37 protein-coding genes are annotated in these 21,076 nt (G+C 35.0%); 1 reads left to right on the top strand and 36 read right to left on the bottom strand.

The features are described from left to right. Positions 1 to 77 precede the first annotated feature (77 nt). The 35 genes from rpsI to rpsJ form a co-directional block, all read right to left on the bottom strand. Positions 78 to 470 carry a 30S ribosomal protein S9 gene (gene rpsI / locus AC1RRU_RS07730; RefSeq protein WP_011275150.1) on the bottom strand — a complete coding sequence of 131 codons (393 nt, stop codon included), beginning with the start codon at positions 468 to 470 and terminating at the stop codon, positions 78 to 80. Positions 471 to 489: 19 nt separating this feature from the next. Beyond that, the gene (rplM, locus tag AC1RRU_RS07725; protein WP_011275149.1) at positions 490 to 927 is read right to left on the bottom strand and encodes a 50S ribosomal protein L13; all 438 of its coding nucleotides are present in this window, start codon (positions 925 to 927) and stop codon (positions 490 to 492) included. Between the two features lie 252 nt (positions 928 to 1,179). Next, positions 1,180 to 1,983: a tRNA pseudouridine(38-40) synthase TruA gene (gene truA / locus AC1RRU_RS07720; protein ID WP_037558577.1), complete on the bottom strand. Its 804-nt coding sequence runs from the start codon at positions 1,981 to 1,983 to the stop codon at positions 1,180 to 1,182. Positions 1,984 to 1,987: 4 nt separating this feature from the next. Then, on the bottom strand, positions 1,988 to 2,794 hold the full coding sequence (locus AC1RRU_RS07715; RefSeq protein WP_037558580.1) for an energy-coupling factor transporter transmembrane component T family protein: 807 nt from the start codon (positions 2,792 to 2,794) through the stop codon (positions 1,988 to 1,990). Next, entirely contained in the window at positions 2,784 to 3,647 is an 864-nt protein-coding gene (locus tag AC1RRU_RS07710; RefSeq protein WP_070855363.1) for an energy-coupling factor transporter ATPase, read from the bottom strand. Before AC1RRU_RS07710 ends, AC1RRU_RS07715 begins: the two co-directional genes overlap by 11 nt. Next, entirely contained in the window at positions 3,644 to 4,456 is an 813-nt protein-coding gene (locus AC1RRU_RS07705; RefSeq protein WP_011275145.1) for an energy-coupling factor transporter ATPase, read from the bottom strand. The genes AC1RRU_RS07710 and AC1RRU_RS07705 overlap by 4 nt, the downstream gene beginning before the upstream one ends. Positions 4,457 to 4,901: 445 nt before the next feature. Next, complete coding sequence (gene rplQ, locus AC1RRU_RS07700; RefSeq protein ID WP_011275144.1) at positions 4,902 to 5,273, bottom strand: 50S ribosomal protein L17; 372 nt, start codon at positions 5,271 to 5,273, stop codon at positions 4,902 to 4,904. A 21-nt stretch (positions 5,274 to 5,294) separates the two neighbouring features. After that, on the bottom strand, positions 5,295 to 6,239 hold the full coding sequence (locus AC1RRU_RS07695) for a DNA-directed RNA polymerase subunit alpha (RefSeq protein WP_493196524.1): 945 nt from the start codon (positions 6,237 to 6,239) through the stop codon (positions 5,295 to 5,297). An 83-nt stretch (positions 6,240 to 6,322) separates the two neighbouring features. Further along, positions 6,323 to 6,712: a 30S ribosomal protein S11 gene (gene rpsK / locus AC1RRU_RS07690; protein ID WP_000101625.1), complete on the bottom strand. Its 390-nt coding sequence runs from the start codon at positions 6,710 to 6,712 to the stop codon at positions 6,323 to 6,325. Between the two features lie 22 nt (positions 6,713 to 6,734). Further along, the gene (gene rpsM / locus AC1RRU_RS07685) at positions 6,735 to 7,100 is read right to left on the bottom strand and encodes a 30S ribosomal protein S13 (protein WP_011275142.1); all 366 of its coding nucleotides are present in this window, start codon (positions 7,098 to 7,100) and stop codon (positions 6,735 to 6,737) included. A gap of 22 nt (positions 7,101 to 7,122) precedes the next feature. Then, positions 7,123 to 7,236 carry a 50S ribosomal protein L36 gene (gene rpmJ, locus AC1RRU_RS07680; RefSeq protein WP_001829709.1) on the bottom strand — a complete coding sequence of 38 codons (114 nt, stop codon included), beginning with the start codon at positions 7,234 to 7,236 and terminating at the stop codon, positions 7,123 to 7,125. A 31-nt stretch (positions 7,237 to 7,267) separates the two neighbouring features. Then, positions 7,268 to 7,486 (bottom strand): translation initiation factor IF-1, encoded by a 219-nt coding sequence (infA, locus tag AC1RRU_RS07675; RefSeq protein ID WP_001829792.1) that lies wholly within the window; start codon positions 7,484 to 7,486, stop codon positions 7,268 to 7,270. A gap of 198 nt (positions 7,487 to 7,684) precedes the next feature. Beyond that, entirely contained in the window at positions 7,685 to 8,335 is a 651-nt protein-coding gene (locus AC1RRU_RS07670; RefSeq protein WP_011275141.1) for an adenylate kinase, read from the bottom strand. A gap of 18 nt (positions 8,336 to 8,353) precedes the next feature. Beyond that, positions 8,354 to 9,646 carry a preprotein translocase subunit SecY gene (secY, locus tag AC1RRU_RS07665; RefSeq protein WP_011275140.1) on the bottom strand — a complete coding sequence of 431 codons (1,293 nt, stop codon included), beginning with the start codon at positions 9,644 to 9,646 and terminating at the stop codon, positions 8,354 to 8,356. Next, positions 9,646 to 10,086 (bottom strand): 50S ribosomal protein L15, encoded by a 441-nt coding sequence (gene rplO / locus AC1RRU_RS07660; RefSeq protein WP_011275139.1) that lies wholly within the window; start codon positions 10,084 to 10,086, stop codon positions 9,646 to 9,648. The genes secY and rplO overlap by 1 nt, the downstream gene beginning before the upstream one ends. Before the next feature lie 19 nt (positions 10,087 to 10,105). Beyond that, a complete protein-coding gene (gene rpmD, locus AC1RRU_RS07655) occupies positions 10,106 to 10,285 on the bottom strand; it encodes a 50S ribosomal protein L30 (protein WP_011275138.1) in 180 nt (59 codons plus the stop codon). A gap of 16 nt (positions 10,286 to 10,301) precedes the next feature. Beyond that, a complete protein-coding gene (gene rpsE, locus AC1RRU_RS07650; RefSeq protein WP_011275137.1) occupies positions 10,302 to 10,802 on the bottom strand; it encodes a 30S ribosomal protein S5 in 501 nt (166 codons plus the stop codon). Between the two features lie 20 nt (positions 10,803 to 10,822). Further along, positions 10,823 to 11,185 (bottom strand): 50S ribosomal protein L18, encoded by a 363-nt coding sequence (rplR, locus tag AC1RRU_RS07645; protein ID WP_011275136.1) that lies wholly within the window; start codon positions 11,183 to 11,185, stop codon positions 10,823 to 10,825. A 31-nt stretch (positions 11,186 to 11,216) separates the two neighbouring features. Continuing rightward, positions 11,217 to 11,753 carry a 50S ribosomal protein L6 gene (rplF, locus tag AC1RRU_RS07640; RefSeq protein WP_011275135.1) on the bottom strand — a complete coding sequence of 179 codons (537 nt, stop codon included), beginning with the start codon at positions 11,751 to 11,753 and terminating at the stop codon, positions 11,217 to 11,219. Between the two features lie 24 nt (positions 11,754 to 11,777). Then, positions 11,778 to 12,176: a 30S ribosomal protein S8 gene (rpsH, locus tag AC1RRU_RS07635; protein WP_011275134.1), complete on the bottom strand. Its 399-nt coding sequence runs from the start codon at positions 12,174 to 12,176 to the stop codon at positions 11,778 to 11,780. A 31-nt stretch (positions 12,177 to 12,207) separates the two neighbouring features. Beyond that, positions 12,208 to 12,393 (bottom strand): type Z 30S ribosomal protein S14, encoded by a 186-nt coding sequence (locus AC1RRU_RS07630; protein ID WP_001140799.1) that lies wholly within the window; start codon positions 12,391 to 12,393, stop codon positions 12,208 to 12,210. A 22-nt stretch (positions 12,394 to 12,415) separates the two neighbouring features. Further along, on the bottom strand, positions 12,416 to 12,955 hold the full coding sequence (gene rplE, locus AC1RRU_RS07625) for a 50S ribosomal protein L5 (protein WP_011275133.1): 540 nt from the start codon (positions 12,953 to 12,955) through the stop codon (positions 12,416 to 12,418). A gap of 25 nt (positions 12,956 to 12,980) precedes the next feature. Further along, positions 12,981 to 13,298, bottom strand: a complete 318-nt coding sequence (gene rplX, locus AC1RRU_RS07620) for a 50S ribosomal protein L24 (RefSeq protein ID WP_016931144.1) — start codon at positions 13,296 to 13,298, stop codon at positions 12,981 to 12,983. A 35-nt stretch (positions 13,299 to 13,333) separates the two neighbouring features. Then, positions 13,334 to 13,702 (bottom strand): 50S ribosomal protein L14, encoded by a 369-nt coding sequence (gene rplN, locus AC1RRU_RS07615; protein ID WP_002466492.1) that lies wholly within the window; start codon positions 13,700 to 13,702, stop codon positions 13,334 to 13,336. A 31-nt stretch (positions 13,703 to 13,733) separates the two neighbouring features. After that, positions 13,734 to 13,997 carry a 30S ribosomal protein S17 gene (gene rpsQ / locus AC1RRU_RS07610; protein ID WP_011275131.1) on the bottom strand — a complete coding sequence of 88 codons (264 nt, stop codon included), beginning with the start codon at positions 13,995 to 13,997 and terminating at the stop codon, positions 13,734 to 13,736. 26 nt (positions 13,998 to 14,023) lie between these two features. Further along, positions 14,024 to 14,233: a 50S ribosomal protein L29 gene (rpmC, locus tag AC1RRU_RS07605; RefSeq protein WP_011275130.1), complete on the bottom strand. Its 210-nt coding sequence runs from the start codon at positions 14,231 to 14,233 to the stop codon at positions 14,024 to 14,026. Next, positions 14,223 to 14,657: a 50S ribosomal protein L16 gene (gene rplP / locus AC1RRU_RS07600; RefSeq protein ID WP_002432945.1), complete on the bottom strand. Its 435-nt coding sequence runs from the start codon at positions 14,655 to 14,657 to the stop codon at positions 14,223 to 14,225. Before rplP ends, rpmC begins: the two co-directional genes overlap by 11 nt. 2 nt (positions 14,658 to 14,659) lie before the next feature. After that, on the bottom strand, positions 14,660 to 15,313 hold the full coding sequence (gene rpsC, locus AC1RRU_RS07595; protein ID WP_011275129.1) for a 30S ribosomal protein S3: 654 nt from the start codon (positions 15,311 to 15,313) through the stop codon (positions 14,660 to 14,662). A 23-nt stretch (positions 15,314 to 15,336) separates the two neighbouring features. Next, positions 15,337 to 15,690 carry a 50S ribosomal protein L22 gene (gene rplV / locus AC1RRU_RS07590; protein ID WP_001829734.1) on the bottom strand — a complete coding sequence of 118 codons (354 nt, stop codon included), beginning with the start codon at positions 15,688 to 15,690 and terminating at the stop codon, positions 15,337 to 15,339. Positions 15,691 to 15,717: 27 nt separating this feature from the next. Beyond that, complete coding sequence (rpsS, locus tag AC1RRU_RS07585) at positions 15,718 to 15,996, bottom strand: 30S ribosomal protein S19 (protein ID WP_001829710.1); 279 nt, start codon at positions 15,994 to 15,996, stop codon at positions 15,718 to 15,720. 64 nt (positions 15,997 to 16,060) lie between these two features. Beyond that, a complete protein-coding gene (rplB, locus tag AC1RRU_RS07580; protein WP_011275128.1) occupies positions 16,061 to 16,894 on the bottom strand; it encodes a 50S ribosomal protein L2 in 834 nt (277 codons plus the stop codon). A gap of 39 nt (positions 16,895 to 16,933) precedes the next feature. After that, positions 16,934 to 17,209 carry a 50S ribosomal protein L23 gene (rplW, locus tag AC1RRU_RS07575; RefSeq protein ID WP_011275127.1) on the bottom strand — a complete coding sequence of 92 codons (276 nt, stop codon included), beginning with the start codon at positions 17,207 to 17,209 and terminating at the stop codon, positions 16,934 to 16,936. Continuing rightward, entirely contained in the window at positions 17,209 to 17,832 is a 624-nt protein-coding gene (gene rplD, locus AC1RRU_RS07570) for a 50S ribosomal protein L4 (RefSeq protein WP_011275126.1), read from the bottom strand. Before rplD ends, rplW begins: the two co-directional genes overlap by 1 nt. A gap of 26 nt (positions 17,833 to 17,858) precedes the next feature. Further along, positions 17,859 to 18,521, bottom strand: a complete 663-nt coding sequence (rplC, locus tag AC1RRU_RS07565) for a 50S ribosomal protein L3 (RefSeq protein WP_011275125.1) — start codon at positions 18,519 to 18,521, stop codon at positions 17,859 to 17,861. A 27-nt stretch (positions 18,522 to 18,548) separates the two neighbouring features. Further along, entirely contained in the window at positions 18,549 to 18,857 is a 309-nt protein-coding gene (gene rpsJ / locus AC1RRU_RS07560) for a 30S ribosomal protein S10 (protein WP_015900978.1), read from the bottom strand. A 378-nt stretch (positions 18,858 to 19,235) separates the two neighbouring features. On the opposite strand from rpsJ, the gene AC1RRU_RS07555 reads away from it, so the two are divergent. Next, complete coding sequence (locus tag AC1RRU_RS07555; RefSeq protein WP_011275123.1) at positions 19,236 to 19,631, top strand: hypothetical protein; 396 nt, start codon at positions 19,236 to 19,238, stop codon at positions 19,629 to 19,631. Positions 19,632 to 19,674: 43 nt separating this feature from the next. On the opposite strand, the gene AC1RRU_RS07550 is transcribed toward AC1RRU_RS07555, so the two are convergent. After that, the gene (locus tag AC1RRU_RS07550; RefSeq protein ID WP_016931146.1) at positions 19,675 to 21,009 is read right to left on the bottom strand and encodes an NCS2 family permease; all 1,335 of its coding nucleotides are present in this window, start codon (positions 21,007 to 21,009) and stop codon (positions 19,675 to 19,677) included. Positions 21,010 to 21,076 lie beyond the last annotated feature (67 nt).

Genomic DNA, 21,076 nt, shown 5'->3' with positions numbered 1-21,076 from the left:
AAAACACTTCTCAAAGTTGAGAAGTGCTTTGAACGTTCCAAATCTGTAAGCGAATAAATTCGCAACAGCTTTGGCAATTAACGTTTTGAGAATTGTGGAGAACGACGTGCTTTTTTAAGACCTGGTTTTTTACGTTCTTTCATACGTGGGTCACGAGTTAATAGACCTGCGCGTTTTAAAGAACCTCTGTATTCAGGATCTGCTTCTAATAATGCACGTGCGATTCCGTGACGGATAGCTTGTGCTTGTCCAGTGAAACCACCACCGTGTACGTTAACTAATACATCATAGTTACCTTTAGTTTCTGTAACATCAAATGGTTGGTTTAAGTCTAAGATTAATGATTCGAATGGTAAGTACTCACGTACGTCACGTTCGTTAACTGTGATATTACCTTCACCTGGTACTAAACGTACACGTGCTACTGAGTTTTTACGACGGCCTGTGCCTCTATATTCAACTTGTGCCAATGTAATTTCCTCCTTCTAATTAACCACGTAACTCGTAGTTTTCTGGTTGTTGTGCAGCGTGTGGATGTTCAGCGCCACCATATACAAATAATTTTTTACCTTGTTTTTCACCTAAACGTGAACTTGGTAACATACCTTTGATTGAAGTTTCAAGTAAACGTTCTGGATTGTTACGTTTTAACTCACCAGCTGTAACTGATTTGATACCGCCTGGGTGGTTTGAGTGACGATAATAAATTTTATCTGATTCTTTTTTACCAGTTAATTCGATTTTAGCAGCGTTAATGATGATTACATAATCACCAGTGTCAACGTGTGGTGTATAAGTTACTTTATTTTTACCGCGTAAGATAGATGCTACTTCAGATGATAAACGACCTAATGTTTGGCCTTCAGCATCAATAACATACCATTTGCGCTCAATGTTTGATTCATTTGCCATAAATGTTTGACGCATAATAATTGTCCTCCTAAAAATAAATGCTTCGTTTTAGATTACAGGTACGTATCGCAGTCGAACCTACGAACGAGGCCTGCAATCTATTCATTCTGTTACGATTTTCAAAGCGTAAATGTTCATTTATTTTATTCCTGTATAATTTGCTTATATATCTTGTAACACAATAAGTTTCCGGGGCTTATCATGGGGTGGATATAAAACAATACCGTTATCTATGTTATATTTTATAGCTCCGTTTGTCAATGCAATTTAGTCATTTTGTAATGATTTTTTACGATGAATTTTAATATTGTTTCCAAAGTCTGTTATTAAGTCGTTTTCTGCTAAATATATCTTCTCTAAATAGAGACCTTCTGCAGGTGCTGTAAATGGTACATTATCTCTATTCTTTTCATTTAATAGCGTTGGCACTTCACTTGGATGACGTTTACCTTTTCCTACTTCAATTAGAAACGCTACTAACACACGAACCATATTATATAAAAACCCTGACCCTGTTACAACATAGTCAAACCCTTCATTTGTTTGAATGATTTCACTTTGATATACCGTACGTACTCTGCTTTCGACTTCAGTCTTTTGAGAGCAGAATCCTGTAAAATCATGTGTTCCAATGAAATGTTTTGCAGCTTCATTCATCTTAGAATAATCTAAATTTTCCTTAATAAATGTCTTTAAGCCACTTTCAAAAGGATTACGATGCGTTGCTTGATATACTTTATAACGATATCGCTTACCTAGACAGTCATAACGACAATGAAAATGATCATCGACTTGTTGAACTTCTTTGACGTAAATATCATCAGGTAAAGCACTATTCATCGCATACTTCCATTGCTTTGGTTCAATATTTAAGTCTGTATCAAAATGAAAAAATTGTTCATACGCATGTACACCTCTGTCTGTACGACTAGAAGGATGAATGCGAACATGTCTCCGATGCATACGCTTCAATATCTTTTCAAATTGTTGTTGCACAGTTCTTCCTTGCTGTTGAATTTGAAACCCTAGAAATTGACTTCCTTGATAAGAAATATTAACAAGTATACGCACTGTATTACACTCCAATATATTTTAATACTAATAATACTATGGCTATTGGGATGATACTTATTAAGCACATCGTGTCCCCAATATGCCATTGTAGCTTTCTATAACTTGTTCGTTCTACATTAGCATCATAACCACGTACTTCCATAGCAATTGCTAATTCCTCTGCTCTTTGAAAAGCTGAGATAAATAATGGAATCATTAAAGGAAGAAATGCTTTTATACGTGTCATTAAGCCACCCGAACTTAACTCAGAACCTCGTGATTTTTGAGCTAGTATGATTTTATCTAATTCATCCATTAAAGTTGGAATGAATCTTAAAGCGATTGACATAATCATGCTTAATTGATGCACAGGCAATTTAAACCATTTTAATGGCGTTAGCAATTTTTCAAAAGCATCTGTTAAATCGATTGGGCTCGTTGATAGCGTCATTATTGTTGCAACCATAACAATTGTGATGAGACGTAATGAAATAAAGATACCTTCTAAAATACCAGCACTATCAATTTTAATAATTCCAAAATCAACTAATCTTGTACCACCGTGTGTGAAGAAGATATGCATGAAGAATGTGAATATAGTAAAAATAAATATTGGTGTTAATCCTTTAATTAAAAACCATAATTTAATCTTCGCTAAAAACATAAACATTAAAATTAATAAAATAATCCACCCAAACGTTGCAAAAGAATGAGCAAAAAATATTAAAATAATAAACATAAATACAAATAAAACTTTAGCTCGTGGATCTAGCTGATGAATTACAGAGTTATTAGGTAAATATCTACCTATAATTAATTTATTCTTCATGATGTTGCCACTCCTGGTACATACTTACAAATTCCTTCTCAGTAAGTGCGATTGTCTTAAATTTGATACCATGTTTAATTTCAATATCACGTTGTAACTGAACAATATCTGGTAAGTCTATATGCCACTCTTCAAGTTTACTACCTTGTCTAAACAACTCTTTTGGTGTGTCTTGCTCGATAATATTTCCATCATTCATCACGATAATTTCTTCAGCATATTTCGCAACTTCATTCATATCATGAGATACAAGTATGATTGTTTTATTTTGTTTTAGTTGTATTTCTTTAAATAGCTCCATTACTTGTTGACGGCTCTTTGGGTCTAATCCAGCAGTAGGTTCATCTAAAACAATGACATCCGGGTTCATAGCTAAGATTGAAACAATTGCAATTTTACGCATTTGGCCGCCAGACATTTGGAATGGTGACAAAGACATAACATTTCTTGGAAAACCTAACTCTAACAATAAATCAAAAGCTCTTTCTTTCACTTCTTCAACATTCATTCCAAAATTCTTAGGTCCAAACTCAATTTCTCTTTCAATATTATCTTCAAATAATTGTGATTCAGGAAATTGAAATACTAGTCCAACTTTTTGTCTGATTGATCTAATAAATTTATCTTTAGTTTTAGAATGAATCGTAAGTTCATCATGCTCAATATTGCCATTAGTAGGTTTTAATAACCCATTGAAATGCTGAATTAAAGTTGATTTTCCACTTCCAGTTTGTCCAACAATTGCATAGTATTTACCCTGCTCAATAGTTAAATTAATGTGGTCTAACGCTTTATACTCATATGGTGTACCCTGTTGATAGGTGTAGATAACATCATTAAACTTAATTTTCATAGCTTTTCGACCAACCCTTCGTAAGTAATAAAGTGATCATCAAATCCTAAAAGTTGATTGATTTTCATTGAGAAAGGTAAATCTAATCCAATTTCTTGTAACATTTTTATATCTTTAAATATTGTTTGTGGATTTCCTTCTTTATAAACTGTCCCTTGGTTCATTACTATGACATGATCGCCTTCAAGCGCCTCAGTTAAGTCATGAGTAATCGAAATAATTGTTACATCTTTAGTTGCTTTAACTTCTTGTATTAAACTCATCAATGATTTCTTGGCTTGAGGGTCTAACATAGATGTCGCTTCATCTAATATAATGACTGAAGGACTTAATGCTAATACACCTGCAATAGCTACTCGTTGCTTTTGTCCTCCTGATAATGAATGTGGTTCACTATCTGCATAATCGGTCATTCCAACGTCACTAATAGATTGTGCTACTATTTCTTTCATTTTTTCAGTTGGAACAGCGTGGTTCTCTAAACCAAACGCAACATCGTATTTGACAATCGAACCCACAAATTGATTTTCTGGATTTTGGAAGACAATTCCAACGTGTTCTCGTATATCTTTGAAATCATTATTAGAGATAGGTGATTGATTGAAAATAATCGTACCATTGGTCGCAATTTCAATACCAACTATTAATTTAGCTATTGTTGATTTTCCTGACCCATTATGTCCAACAATTGAAGTCCATTGATTTTTAGGAATCTTAAAGGATACATTATTTAATGTGAAGGCTGCATCGCCTTGATATTGAAAGTCAACTTGCTTAAGTTCAATAATATTAGTGTTATTCGCCTCCACTAGAATCCCTCCTAAAACTTTGTACTAGTATAGTTTACATGAATATGAATTGCATGTATATTATTGTTTTATTTCATTTTTTCAAAATAAAAAGGGACCGGACAGAATTCATTTCGAATCCATTGTCCTGCCCCCTATTAAGGATGACTAAAACTGAAAAACTAAATAAAAGCTTTCATTTAGGTCAACTAATGCGATTTTTCAATATAAACTATGACCATTTGAGTTCTTAGTATTATATATGATAATTTATTGGTTGAATAGAAGCTAATTGCTTCTTTGAAAATAAAAAAGCGCGCACCCCATCATATTTTAGTTGAGTTCACGCTTTGAAATATATTTAATTGATGGGGCACTCTGAGCTAGACAATATTTGTATGTGGCAAACATTATCGTTGCACTCATTTGCTTTACATATAAGTAGTTAGTGTATTTATATCTTGAATTAATCTACTAATTCGATGATAACTGATTCAGCACCGTCTCCGCGACGAGGACCTACTTTAAGAATACGAGTGTAACCACCTTGACGTTCTGTGTAACGTTCAGCAATTTCACCGAATAATTTTTGAAGTGCAGTTTGTGTAGTTTCATCTTCATTTAAGATTTCAACATTACGTAATGTTTTTGCAGCATTACGACGAGAAGCTAAATCTCCTTTTTTACCTAAAGTGATTAATTTCTCAACAACACTACGAACTTCTTTTGCACGAGCTTCTGTAGTTTCAATGCGCTCACTAACGATAAGTGAAGTAGCTAAGTCACGTAACATAGCTTTACGTTGATCAGAAGTACGACCTAATTTTCTGTAACCCATGAGTTGACCTCCTTTAACTTATTAATCTTCTTTTCTTAATCCTAATCCTAAATCTTCTAATTTATATTTAACTTCTTCTAGAGATTTACGACCTAAATTACGAACTTTCATCATATCAGCTTCAGATTTATCAGCTAACTCTTGAACTGAATTGATTCCTGCACGTTTTAAACAGTTGTATGAACGTACTGATAAGTCTAATTCTTCAATAGACATTTCAAGTACTTTTTCTTTTTGATCTTCTTCTTTTTCAATCATGATTTCAGCATTTTGAGCTTCATCTGTAAGACCTACAAAAATATTTAAATGTTCAGTCAAAATCTTAGCAGCTAATGATACTGACTCTTGTGGAGTGATTGAACCATTAGTCCAAACATCTAAAGTTAATTTATCAAAATCACTACTTTGACCGACACGTGTGTTTTCAACTGTATAGTTAACACGTTCAACTGGTGAGTATAGTGAATCAACAGGAATTACACCGATTGGTAAATCACTAGTATTATTTTGTTCTGTTAATGCGTAACCTCTACCCTTGTTAGCAACTAGACGAATTTTTAAATGTCCACCTTTAGACACTGTTGCGATTTTAAGTTCTGGATTTAGAACTTCTACATCACTATCGTGAGTAATGTCACTTGCAGTAACTTCGCCTTCATCTCGAACATCGATTTCTAATGTTTTATCTTCTTCAGAATAGATTTTAAGTGCTAATTTTTTGATGTTCATAATAATTGTAGAAACATCTTCAACAACATTATCTATAGCTGAGAATTCGTGTAAAACACCTTCGATTTCAATGTACTTAACGGCTGCACCTGGTAATGAAGATAGTAGGATACGACGTAAGGAGTTTCCTAGTGTAGTACCGTAGCCACGTTCTAGTGGTTCAACAACGAACTTACCGAATTTAGCATCTTCACTAATTTCAATTGTCTCAATTCTAGGTTTTTCAATTTCTATCATTTACAAAAATCCTCCTTAATTACGTCGACTTAATTTTAAACTGTTTCGCTCAGTGACCTGTAACAATAACAATCTATTATAAATTAGACGCGACGACGTTTTGGTGGACGACAACCGTTATGAGGTACTGGAGTAACGTCTCTGATTGCAGTTACTTCTAAACCAGCTGATTGTAATGCACGGATAGCTGATTCACGACCTGGTCCAGGTCCTTTTACTGTTACTTCAACAGTTTTTAAACCATGTTCCATTGCAGATTTTGAAGCAGTTTCAGAAGCCATTTGAGCTGCGAATGGTGTTGATTTTTTAGATCCTTTGAAACCTAATGCACCAGCTGATGACCAAGATAAAGCATTACCAAATTCATCAGTGATAGTTACGATTGTATTGTTGAATGTTGAACGGATGTGAGCCACACCATTTTCAATATTCTTTTTAACTCTACGTTTACGAGATACTTGTTTACGTGCCATTTATATTTGCCTCCTTTACCTATTATTTTTTCTTGTTAGCTACAGTTTTAACTGGGCCTTTACGAGTACGAGCGTTGTTTTTAGTTTTTTGACCGCGAACTGGTAAACCACGACGGTGACGGATACCACGGTATGAAGAAATTTCCATTAAACGTTTAATGTTTAAGTTTTGTTCACGACGTAAGTCACCTTCAACTTTATAACTGTCAACAACTTCACGAATACGACCTAATTCGTCATCTGTTAAATCTTTTACACGTGTGTCTGCTGATACGTTAGCTTCTTCAACGATTTTTTTAGCTGTTGAAGTACCAATACCATATACATATGTTAATGAGATAACAATGCGTTTTTCACGTGGGATATCTACTCCTGCAATACGTGCCATATATATTTACACCTCTCTTTTATTAACCTTGTCTTTGTTTGTGCTTAGGATTGTCACAAATTACCATTACTTTACCTTTACGTTTAATGACTTTACATTTTTCGCAAATTGGTTTAACTGATGGTCTTACTTTCATTTTTATACCTCCCTATATTATGGAGTGACGATTATTTATAACGATAAGTAATTCTACCGCGTGATAAATCATACGGAGACATTTCTACAGTTACTTTGTCGCCAGGTAGAATACGAATATAATTCATTCTAATTTTACCACTTACGTGAGCTAAAATCTCATGACCATTTTCTAATTCTACTTTAAACATAGCATTTGGTAAAGTATCTAATACTGTACCTTCTAATTCAATTACATCTTGTTTCGCCATTGATTAACTTCCTCCCTTTTTACAATAGTAAGGTAATCGTCAATAGACAACTTCAACGATACGAATCTAATATAGTGACTAGTTAAAATAAGTTTAACAAAATGCGGGAATTATTATCGTCATTCGACACTCAGAAAATTAATTCTTGCCAGAGAAACCTAATCAAATTCACATAAATCTAGACCGTATTAAGTTGATCTATTTTAATTGATCTAAGATATCAATGACATCTTTGGTTACATCGTCAATATCTTTCGCACCATCAATGTTTTTTAGCACACCTTTTTCATTATAGTACTCTAAAATAGGTTTTGACTGTTTAACATTAACGTTTAAGCGATTAGATACTGTTTCAGGATTATCATCCTCGCGTTGATAAAGCTTTCCACCATCGATATCACAAATACCATCAACCTTTGGAGGATTAAATACAAGATGATAAGTCGTACCACATTTTTCACAGATACGACGACCTGTAAGACGATTCATCAATTCTTCCTCAGGAACTTCGATGTTAATGACAGCATCGATGTTTCTACCAAGCTCAGACATAATATCATTTAACGCCTCAGCTTGATCGATTGTTCTTGGGAAGCCATCTAATAAGAATCCTTTTTTTGCATCGTCTTCAGATATTCTTTCTTTAACGATACCTACAGTAACTTCATCAGGGACTAATTCTCCACGATCCATGTAAGATTTAGCTTCTTTTCCTAAATCTGTTTCATCTTTAATCGCTTTTCTGAACATGTCACCAGTAGATATATGTGGTATTGGGAATTTCTTAACAATTTCACTCGCTTGAGTTCCTTTACCTGCGCCAGGTAAACCCATTAAAATGATATTCATAAATTGCCCTCCTACAAATTATCTACCACCAAAGCCTTTATATTCTTTTTGACTCACTTGAGCTTCAAGTGATTTCATAGTTTCAATTGCAACACCAATTACGATTAATAAACTTGTACCACCAATTTGTATTGATTGAGGTAAACTCATGAACTTAGTCGCTAATATTGGTAATATCGCAATGACTGCTAAGAAAATAGAGCCGACAAAAGTTAAGCGATAAAGTACTTTAGTAATATATTTTTTAGTTTGTTCACCAGGTCTTATACCTGGAACGTAACTACCTTGTTTCTTCAAGTTATCAGCCATTTTTTCAGGATTAACTTGAACAAAGGCATAGAAATACGTAAATGCAATAATTAATACTACATAAACAATCATGCCGTAAGTGTTTGAAGGGTTAGCATATTCAGATATAGTTTGCGCCCAATCAGCTTTAGGGAAGAACAATGTTAATGTTCTTGGCAATAGGAAAAATGCCATCGCAAAGATTACTGGAATTACCCCTGCAGAGTTAACTTTTAAAGGTAGATAAGTTGCTTGTGATCCTAATCTTTGTGCAGACTGTTTTTTAGCATATTGGATAGGAATTTTACGTTTCGCTTCTAGTACATAAATAGCACCAATTGTAAGTAAAACTAATCCTACAATTAAACCAATAACTTTTAACCATGCCAACGTAGTATCATCATTACCAACGAATGCTTGTTGCACGAATTGAATAATTGATGAAGGCAAAGTTGATAAAATACCTGCAAAGATAATGATAGAAATACCATTACCAACTCCGAATTGAGTGATTTGATCACCAAGCCAAATTAGAAATGCAGTTCCTGCTGTTAAAACAACGGCAATCAATAAATAACTCATAATAGATTGGTGAATAATTAATTTACCACCTAAATAGTTATTAAATTGGAATGCCATACCAATTGACTGTATAAAAGCCAAAATGATAGCGAAATAACGTGTTACATTGCTAAGCTTTCTTTTACCTACTTCACCTTGTTTCGCCCATTCAGAGAATTTCGGAACAATATCCATTTGTAGTAATTGCATTACGATAGATGCGGTGATGTAGGGCATGATGCCCATAGCAAATATTGAAAAGTTCTTTAAGGCTCCGCCACCAAACGTATTAAGAAGAGCGGCGACTCCTTGATCAGAACCTTGTTGTTCAAAAGGCTCAGGGTTAACTCCTGGAGCCGGAATGTAAGTTCCTATTTTGAATATAACTAACATTGCTAAGGTAAAGAAAATCTTGTTTCGAACTTCTTTAGTTTTAAAGAAGCTCACAAGCGTTTGAAACATTAGATCACCTCGTGTGCTCCACCTTTTGCATCAATTGCTTCTACTGCTGAAGCTGAGAATTTATGAGCTTTCACTGTCAATTTTTTATCAAGTGAGCCATTACCTAGTACTTTGATACCAGATTTTTCATTCTTAACTACACCAGTTTCAACTAATAAAGCTGGAGTTACTTCAGTACCATCTTCAAATTTATTAAGTTGGTCTAAGTTAACAATAGCATATTCTTTACGATTAATGTTAGTGAAACCACGTTTTGGTAAACGACGGAATAAAGGTAATTGTCCACCTTCAAATCCAGGTCTTACGCCACCACCTGAACGTGCTTTTTGACCTTTTTGTCCGCGACCACTAGTTTTACCGTTACCAGAACCAGCACCACGGCCAACGCGGTTACGTACACGACGTGAACCTTCAGCTGCTTTTAACTCATGTAATTTCATTATATAGGCACCTCCTTAATTATTTTTCTTCTACTGTCAATAAGTGTCTAACTTTGTTGATTTGCCCACGGATAGCAGGGTTATCTTCAACTACTACTGAACTATTAGTCTTTTTAAGACCTAAAGCTTCAACAGTTTTACGTTGTGTTTCAGGACGACCAATAACACTACGAGTGAGGGTAATTTGTAATTTAGCCATTATCTATTTTCCCTCCTTAATTATATAATTCTTCTACTGATTTGCCGCGTAATTTAGCAACATCTTCAGCATTTTTAAGGTTTTGTAAACCATTGATTGTAGCACGAACCATATTAATTGGTGTGTTAGATCCTAATGATTTACTTAAGATATCAGTGATACCTGCTAATTCTAATACGGCACGAACTGGACCACCAGCGATAACTCCTGTACCAGGTGCAGCTGGTTTCATGAATACGCTGCCTGAACCATAACGGCCAGTGATAGTGTGAGGAGTAGTTCCTTCAACACGTGGAACAACTACTAAATCTTTTTTAGCTGCTTCAACAGCTTTTTTGATAGCTTCAGGTACCTCTTGAGCTTTACCAGTACCGAAACCTACACGACCATTTTTGTCTCCAACTACTACTAATGCAGTGAAACGGAAACGACGACCACCTTTAACAACTTTAGCAACACGGTTGATTGTTACAACGCGTTCTTCAAATTCTTTCGTTTCTTCTTCTCTACGAGCCATGTATTTGTCCCTCCTTTAAATTAAAATTCTAATCCGCTTTCTCTAGCAGCTTCTGCTAAAGCTTTTACACGACCATGGTATAAGTAACCGCCACGATCAAATACGATTTCTTTAATACCTTTGTCTGATGCTTTTTTAGCAATTGCTTCGCCTACTTTAGTAGATAAATCTACTTTAGAAGTTGAATCGCTTGCGATATCTTTATCTTTTGATGAAGCTTGAACTAAAGTTTCGCCTTTAACATCATCGATAATTTGTGCATAAATGTGTTTGTTTGAACGATATACATTTAAACGTGGTTTTTCAGCTGTACCTGATAATTTAGTACGCACACGAGCATGTCTTTTCAAACGCACTTTGTTTTTATCAATTTTACTGATCATTGTATTACTCCTTTCTTAAGAGAGTTATCTATTATTTACCTGTTTTACCTTCTTTACGGCGAACATATTCACCTTGGTAACGGATACCTTTTCCTTTGTAAGGTTCTGGAGGTCTTACTGAACGGATGTTAGAAGCAATTGCTCCAACTTGTTCTTTAGATACACCAGATACTCTAACAGTTGTGTTTTTCTCTACTGCGAAAGTAATGCCGTCTTCAGCTTTAATTTCAACAGGGTGAGAGTAACCAACGTTTAATACTAAGTCACTACCTTGCATTTGAGCACGGTAACCTACACCAACAAGCTCAAGTGTTTTTTCGAAACCTTGAGAAACACCTTGTACCATATTATTTAATAAAGCACGAGTTGTACCATGAACTGTTCTATCTTCTTTAGACTCAGTAGGTCTTACAACTTCGATAGTGTTTTCTTCTTGTTTGAAAGTCATTCTTTCGTTAAATGTTCTAGTTAATTCACCTTTAGGACCTTTTACAGTAGCAGTATGACCATCAAAAGTTACTGTAACGTCGCTAGGGATGTCAATAATTTTCTTACCAACACGACTCATGTTATGGCACCTCCTTATTTATTATTACCAAACGTATGCGATAATTTCTCCGCCAACGTTACGTTTTCTAGCTTCTTTATCAGTGATAACACCTTCAGAAGTTGAAACTAATGCAATACCTAAACCATTTAATACTTTAGGTACTTCGTTTGCTTTAGCATATACACGTAAACCTGGTTTAGAGATACGTTTTAATCCTGTGATAACACGTTCATTGTTTTGACCATATTTTAAGAATAAACGAATAACACCTTGTTTATCATCTTCAACGTATTCTACGTTTTTAATGAAACCTTCACTTTTTAAGATTTCAGCAATTTGTTTTTTAATGTTAGACGCAGGTAATTCTAATTTCTCGTGACGCACCATGTTTGCGTTTCTTACACGAGTAAGCATATCTGCGATTGGATCTGTCATTGTCATTGATTGTTGCCTCCTTTCAGACTCTTATATATTACCAGCTAGCTTTACGTACGCCAGGGATTTGCCCTTTGTAAGCTAATTCACGGAAACAAATACGGCATAATTTAAATTTACGATATACAGAATGTGGACGACCACAACGTTCACAACGAGTATATTCACGTACTGCATATTTTTGTTTTTTCTGTTGCTTAGCAACCATAGAAGTTTTAGCCACTTAATTAGCCTCCTTTTAGAGATTATTTACGAAATGGCATACCGAAGTTTGTTAACAATTCACGAGCTTCCTCGTCAGTGTTAGCAGTTGTTACGATAACAATATCCATTCCTCTTACTTTACTTACTTTATCATAGTCGATTTCTGGGAAAATTAATTGTTCTTTAATTCCTAAAGTGTAGTTACCACGACCATCGAATGCTGTTTTAGAAACACCTTGGAAGTCACGTACACGAGGTAATGAAACTGCGATTAATTTATCTAAGAATTCATACATTCTTTCTCCGCGAAGTGTAACTTTCGCACCGATTGGCATACCTTCACGTAAACGGAATGTTGCAACTGATTTTTTTGCTTTTGTTACTAATGGTTTTTGACCAGTGATTAATTCTAATTCTTCTACAGCGTTATCTAACACTTTAGAGTTTTGAACTGCATCACCTACACCCATATTTACAACGATCTTTTCGATTTTTGGTACTTCCATTACAGAACTATAGTTGAATTTTTTTACTAAGTTTTCAGTAACTTCAGTATTGTATCTTTCTTTTAAACGGTTCAAAGTGGATCCTCCTTTCAACTAGTTATTAATTATTAGTTTTGATTTCTTCGCCAGATTTTTTAGCGATACGAACTTTTTTACCATCAACAAATTTGTAACCAACACGAGTAGGTTCGTTTGTTTTAGGATCTAATAATTGTACGTTAGAAACATGGATTGCTGCCTCTGTTTCTAAGATTCCACCTTCAGGATTTAATTGAGTTGGTTTTTGGTGTTTTTTAATAACATTAACACTTTCCACAACGACACGGTCTTTTTTAGGTTCAGTAGCGATTACTTTACCTTCTTTACCTTTGTCTTTACCTGCGATAACTTTTACGTTGTCACCTTTTTTGATATGCATGTGGGCACCTCCTTAAATGATTTGGTTTTTATAAATTAAAGTACTTCTGGTGCTAATGAAACGATTTTCATGAAGTTACCTTCACGTAATTCACGAGCAACAGGACCAAAGATACGAGTACCACGTGGGCCTTTGTCATCACGAATAATGACACATGCATTTTCATCAAACTTGATATAAGAACCATCATTACGACGAACGCCTGATTTAGTTCTAACGACAACAGCTTTGACTACGTCACCTTTTTTAACAACGCCACCTGGTGTTGCATTTTTAACAGTACATACGATAACATCGCCGATGTTCGCTGTTTTGCGACCAGATCCACCTAATACTTTAATTGTAAGAACTTCACGAGCACCAGAGTTGTCTGCTACTTTTAAACGAGTTTCTTGTTGGATCATTAGTTAAACCTCCCTTATCTCTAATCTTGTATTAAATAATTACTGACTCTTCAACAATTTCTACTAAACGAAAACGTTTTGATGCTGATAAAGGACGAGTTTCTTGAATTTTAACAATGTCTCCTAATTTAGCTGAATTGTTTTCATCATGAGTTTTGTATTTTTTAGAGTATTTTACACGTTTACCGTATAATTTGTGTGTTTTGTAAGTTTCAACTAATACAGTGATAGTTTTGTCCATTTTGTCTGAAACAACTTTACCTACATAAACTTTACGATCGTTTCTTTCACTCACTTTTGTAACCTCCTCTTTCGAATATATTATTGATTAGCTTTGCTTTCTTCGATTTCTCTTTCACGAGCAACAGTTTTTAGACGTGCAATTGTTTTTCTAACTGTACGAATACGTGCAGTTTCCTCTAATTGACCTGTAGCTAACTGAAAGCGTAGGTTAAAAAGCTCTTCTTTTGAAGATTTGATTTGTTCTTCGATTTCTGAAGTGGTTAAGTCTCTAATTTCCTTAGCTTTCATTTGTTTCACCACCCAATTCTTCACGTTTTACAAACTTAGTTTTCACTGGAAGTTTGTGACTTGCTAAACGTAATGCTTCACGAGCAACTTCTTCTGATACGCCTGCAACCTCGAATAAAATTCTACCTGGTTTTACAACAGCGATCCAGCCTTCAACGGCACCTTTACCAGCACCCATACGTACTTCTAAAGGTTTTTTAGTATATGGTGTATGAGGGAAGATTTTAATCCAAACTTTCCCGCCACGTTTCATGTAACGTGTCATAGCAATACGAGCAGATTCGATTTGACGAGATGTGATCCAAGATGTTGTAGTAGCTTGTAATCCATACTCACCAAATGTTACATAATTACCGCCTTTTGAACGACCAGTTGTTTTAGGACGATGTTGACGACGATATTTAACACGTTTTGGTAGTAACATTATTATTTTCCTCCTTCACTAGTATTCTTAGTAGGAAGAACTTCACCACGATAAATCCATACTTTAACACCTAATTTACCGTAAGTAGTGTCTGCTTCAGCATGTGCATAATCGATGTCAGCACGTAAAGTATGAAGTGGAACAGTTCCTTCTGAATATTGTTCAGCACGAGCAATGTCAGCTCCGCCTAAACGACCTGATACTTGAGTTTTGATACCTTTAGCACCAAGTTTCATAGCTCTTGAAATAGCTTGTTTTTGTACACGACGGAATGAAGCACGGTTTTCTAATTGACGTGCAATATTCTCAGCAACTAAACGAGCATCGATATCAATTTTTTTGATTTCGATAACGTTGATGTGTACTTTTTTATCAGTTAAGTTGTTTAATTTATTACGAAGTTTTTCAATTTCTGATCCGCCTTTACCAATTACCATACCTGGTTTACCAGTGTGAATAGCAATGTTAATACGGTTAGCAGCACGTTCGATTTCAACGTGAGAAACTGATGCTTCTTTTAATTCGTTATCAATGAATTTACGGATTCTTAAATCTTCGTGTAAAAGTGAAGCGAAATCTTTTTCAGCATACCATTTAGCTTCCCAGTCACGGATGATTCCGACACGAAGTCCGATAGGATTAATTTTTTGACCCACAGTGTTCCCTCCTTAAATAGTTATTAAGCTTCTTTAGCTTCTTCTTTACCGTCACTTACGACGATTGTAATGTGGCTTGTACGTTTATTGATAGCACTTGCACGACCTTGTGCACGTGGACGGAAACGTTTTAAAGTTGGTCCTTCATTTGCATATGCTTCTTTAACAACTAATTCATCAGTGTTCATGTCATAGTTATGTTCAGCATTTGCTAAAGCGGACATTAATACTTTTTCAATTACTGGTGATGAAGCTTTGTTAGTTAATTTTAAAATAGCAATAGCTTCTCCAGCATTTTTACCTCTAATTAAGTCAAGAACTAATCTTACTTTACGAGGTGCGATTCTGATTGTTCTAGCAACCGCTTTTGCTTCCATTAGGATTTCCTCCTCTACTTCTATTTATTATCTTCTAGTTTTTTTATCGTCTGCAGCATGTCCTTTAAATGTACGAGTTGGAGCAAATTCACCTAATTTGTGACCTACCATATCTTCAGTTACATAAACAGGTACATGTTTACGACCATCGTATACTGCAAAAGTATGACCGATGAAATTTGGGAAAATTGTAGAACGACGAGACCATGTTTTGATTACTTGTTTCTTTTCACTTCCGTCTTGAGCTTCTACTTTTTTCATTAAATGATCATCGACGAAAGGTCCTTTTTTAATACTACGAGCCATTTGGGCGCCTCCCTTCTTATTGTGTGCGTGCAGCAATTAAGCCGCACACCCAAATAAGTTGTTATTATTTTTTCTTACGTCCACGAACGATAAGTTTGTCTGATGATTTTTTACCACGACGAGTTTTCTTACCAAGCGTTGGTTTACCCCATGGTGACATTGGAGATGGTCTACCGATAGGTGCACGACCTTCACCACCACCGTGTGGGTGATCGTTAGGGTTCATTACTGAACCACGAACTGTAGGACGGATGCCTTTCCATCTAGAACGTCCTGCTTTACCAACATTAACTAATTCATGTTGTAAGTTACCAACTTGACCAATTGTAGCACGGCAAGTTGATAAGATCATACGAACTTCACCAGAACGTAATCTGATTAGTACGTATTTACCTTCTTTACCAAGTACTTGTGAACTTGCACCCGCTGAACGAGCTAATTGTCCACCTTTACCAGGTTTTAATTCGATATTATGAATTACAGTACCAACTGGAATGTTTTGTAATGGTAATGCGTTACCAACTTTAATGTCAGCATCTGCACCACTCTCAACTACTTGGCCTACTTGTAATCCTTTTGGAGCAATAATATATCGTTTTTCACCATCAGCATATACTAATAAAGCAATGTTAGCTGAACGGTTTGGATCATATTGGATTGAATCAACTTTTGCAGTGATTCCATCTTTATTACGTTTGAAATCGATAACGCGGTATTGACGTTTATGTCCTCCACCATGATGACGAACTGTCAATTTACCTTGGTTGTTACGACCCGCTTTTTTCGGTAGCGGTTGTAATAATGACTTTTCAGGAGTAGATTTCGTGATTTCTGCGAAATCTAAACTAGTCATATTACGACGACCATTTGTTATTGGCTTATATTTTTTAAGAGCCATTGTCGCTTACCTCCTTAATGGTAACTTTTATTTTATTGTTTAGTTGAATAAGTCAATTGAACCTTCTTTTAAAGTAACAATTGCTTTTCTTCTTTTGTTTGTATAGCCTTGGTAACGGCCCATACGTTTTTTCTTAGGTTTGTAGTTGATGATGTTTACATTTGCAACTTTAACGTCGAAAATTTCTTCAACTGCAATTTTAACTTGTGTTTTATTAGCACGAGTATCTACGTCAAAAGTATATTTATCTTCAGCCATTGCTTCAGAAGATTTTTCAGTGATTACGGGGCGCTTAAGAACATCTCTTGCTTCCATTATCCGAGCACCTCCTCAACTTTTTTCGCAGCTGATTCAGTAATAATAACACTGTCAGCGCTAGTAATATCTAAAACGTTTAATCCTTGAGCTGTACTAACTTGTACGCCAGGAATGTTACGTGCAGATAATTCAACGTTTACGTCTTCGCTATCAGTAACTACTAACACTTTTTTAGGTTGTTCGAGTGTAGTTAATACATTTTTGAATTCTTTTGTTTTTGGAGCTTCAAAACCAAAATTATCAACGATAGTGAAGTTGTTTTCTTTAACTTTGAAAGATAATGCAGAACGTAATGCTAAACGACGCATTTTCTTAGGCATTTTGTATGCATAGCTTCTTGGTGTTGGTCCGAATACGATACCACCACCACGCCATTGTGGAGCACGAATTGTACCTTGACGCGCACGTCCTGTACCTTTTTGTCTCCATGGTTTACGTCCGCCACCACGTACAGCTGAACGATTTTTAACTGCGTGAGTTCCTTGACGTAATGAAGCACGTTGTAAGTTAATTGCTTCGAAAAGAACACTGTTGTTTGGTTCAATAGCGAATACTGAATCGCTTAATTCAACAGAACCTGATTTAGATCCGTCTACTTTTAATACATCATAATTTGCCATTATGCTTTTCCTCCTTTCGCTACTTATTATTTATTACCTTTTTTAATTGAAGTTTGGATTTCTACGAAACCTTTTTTAGGTCCAGGTACGTTACCTTTTACTAAAATTACATTGTTTTCTGTATCAACTTGAACTACTTCTAAGTTTTGAACAGTAACTGTATTTCCACCCATACGTCCAGGCATTTTTTGGCCTTTGAATACTCTTGAAGCATCTGAAGCCATACCTACTGAACCTGGCGCTCTATGGAAATGAGAGCCGTGAGCCATTGGTCCACGAGCTTGGCCATGACGTTTAATAGCACCTTGGAAACCTTTACCTTTTGAAGTTCCTGTTACATCAATAATGTCTCCAGCTTCAAAAGTATCAACTGTGACTTCTTGACCTACTTCGTATTCATCAACATTAACGTTTCTGAATTCACGAATGAAGCGCTTAGGTGCTGCGCCCGCTTTCTTAGCGTGACCTTCAGCTGGTTTATTAGCATATTTATTAGATTTGGCATCTTTTTTGTATGCTTTTTTGTCTTCAAAACCTACTTGGATAGCGTTATAACCATCTACTTCTTCAGTTTTCTTTTGTAATACTACGTTTTGACTTGCTTCTACTACTGTAACTGGGATTAATTCACCGTTTTCTCCGAATACTTGAGTCATCCCAATTTTTCTTCCTAAGATTCCTTTGGTCATCGAAAGTCCACCTCCTAAAATTTTCTATTATAATTTAATTTCGATGTCTACACCAGATGGTAAGTTTAATCCCATTAGGGCATCAACTGTTTTTGGTGTTGGGTTAACAATATCGATTAAACGTTTATGAGTACGTTGTTCGAATTGTTCACGTGAATCTTTGTACTTATGCACCGCACGGATAATTGTATAAACTGATTTTTCAGTTGGTAACGGAATTGGTCCAGAAACTTCTGCACCAGAACGTTTTGCAGTTTCAACAATTTTCTCTGCTGATTGATCAATCACACGGTGATCGTAAGCTTTTAATCTGATTCTGATTTTTTGTTTTGCCATAATTTTCCCTCCTTATTCGTCTACTTTAAAAGTGATAGACTTCTCCACGAAAACTATCTCACACAACGCCATGGCAAAGCGGCCGGGTGTGTCAGTAACCTTTCGTTTCATCGCTTTCATAAAGTCCAACATTAGATATGTTACAGGAAAAACGGTGATAAATCAAGGTTTTTCTGTAACTTTTTGTACTTTGTCTAACACATACCTAAGTATTGTACTTTAAATAGTTTTGTACATCAACCATTTTAAGTAAATTTTTTCCCTTTTTTTATTTTTACTTTATAATGTATATAAGTTAAGTCTTAAATTAAGCTCCTACTATTATAATAGTAGGAATTTAAAATTTGTTTTTAATAAATAGTTGGAGGCGTAGTTATATTGAAAAGAAATACTAAAGTAGCTCTTGCCCTAATAAGTTTCTTCTTATTAATATGTGAATTTTTCTATGGCATTCCTTTTCTAGGCGGAAGCTTTATATTAGGTTTTGGTTGGCAACCATTGTTAATTAATGCTTTTTTATATCTCATACTAGCAATTATTCTTTTAGTTGATAATCAAAATGCAATAAAGCCTATGTCAATTATTCCAGTAATTGGTTTTGTGGGATCTTTCATTGCATTTATTCCAATTGTAGGAATGTTTGTTCATTGGGTGTTATTTTTCTTACTGGTCTTCTTTATTTTTATAGTATTGAGCGCACCTACCTATATTCGTAATAAAGATGCAAAAGTCATTTATACTCAGTACAAAGATGATCATTCAAATAAATGGTAAAAAAAGGACGATGTCTCTTAATAGAGCATCGTCCTTTTCCTTATTAACCGTGTACAAATACGAAATATAAAATAAATAGTACCATTAAGAAATACATAATTGGATGTACTTCTTTGTGTTTTTTTGTGATAAGCATAGTTATTGGATAAAATATAAATCCGCAAGCGATACCAGTCGCAATTGAATATGATAGTGGCATCATAATAATTGTTATAAATGCTGGAACTGCAACTTCAAATTTCTTCCAATTTATTTCTGCAAAGTTAGCTGCCATTAAAATCCCAACTACTACTAATGCAGGTGTAGTTACTGCACTTGTAACAATTTCAATTAACGGACTAAAGAATAATGCTAATAGGAAACAAATTCCTGTCACGATACTAGCAAAACCTGTTCTCGCACCCACAGCTACACCAGAAGTAGATTCAATATAAGATGTAGTTGTTGTTGTACCAAAAATGGCACCAACAATAGTAGCTAAAGAGTCAGCAAATAAAGCTCTACCTGCTCTAGGAAGCTTATTATCTTTCATAATACCTGCTTGAGTAGCTACCGCCACTAATGTTCCAGCAGTATCAAAGAAATCTATAAAGAAGAAAGTTAAAATTACAATTAAAAATTGAATCGTAAATAATTGACTTGGATCCTTAAAGGCTTCAAATGCTGCACCGAATGTTGGTGTTATACTAGGGATTTTACCAACTACGCCAGAAGGTGTATGTATTAATCCAGTTATCATTCCAACTATAGCAGTTATAATCATACCTATAAAAATTGAACCTGGTACTTTTCTAGCATATAAAATAATTGTAATCGCAATACCAAAGATTGCTAATAAAACTGGACCTTTTGTTAAATGACCTAATGTAACTAATGTTGAGTCATTTTTCACAATGATGCCAGCACTTTGTAAACCAACAAAGGTAATAAATAATCCTATACCAGCAGATACAGCCATTTTCATTTGATATGGAATAGCATTGATTATTATCTCTCGAAGACCGGTTGCTGTAAGTATAGCAAAGAATATACCTGAGCAAAGCACGCCAGTTAAACCTATTTGCCAAGGAATTCCCATCGTTAAAACTACTGTAAAAGCAAAGAACGCGTTAAGTCCCATTCCTGGCGCAAGTGCTATTGGATATTTTGCAATAAGTCCCATAAATAAAGAACCAACAAACGCTGCTAAAGCAGTTGCCACGAAAATAGCTCCTTGATCCATCTTCATGTCACCTGATACACCTTTAACACCTGCTAAACTTAATACTTGAGGATTTACAGCTAAAATGTATGCCATTGATAAGAAAGTTGTGATACCACCGATTATCTCTTTCTTATAATTAGTATCATACTCGTCGAATTGAAAGTATTTTTTCACGGTTTTAAACTCCTTTTATTAAAATACTTTAATATTTTAATATTACTTTTCGAAAAACACAATACTA

The organism is Staphylococcus sp. GW821-FHT11H10 (assembly GCF_058807855.1).
The sequence above is the reverse complement of the archived record's forward strand: the minus strand, read 5'-3'. Positions and strand labels throughout refer to the sequence as shown.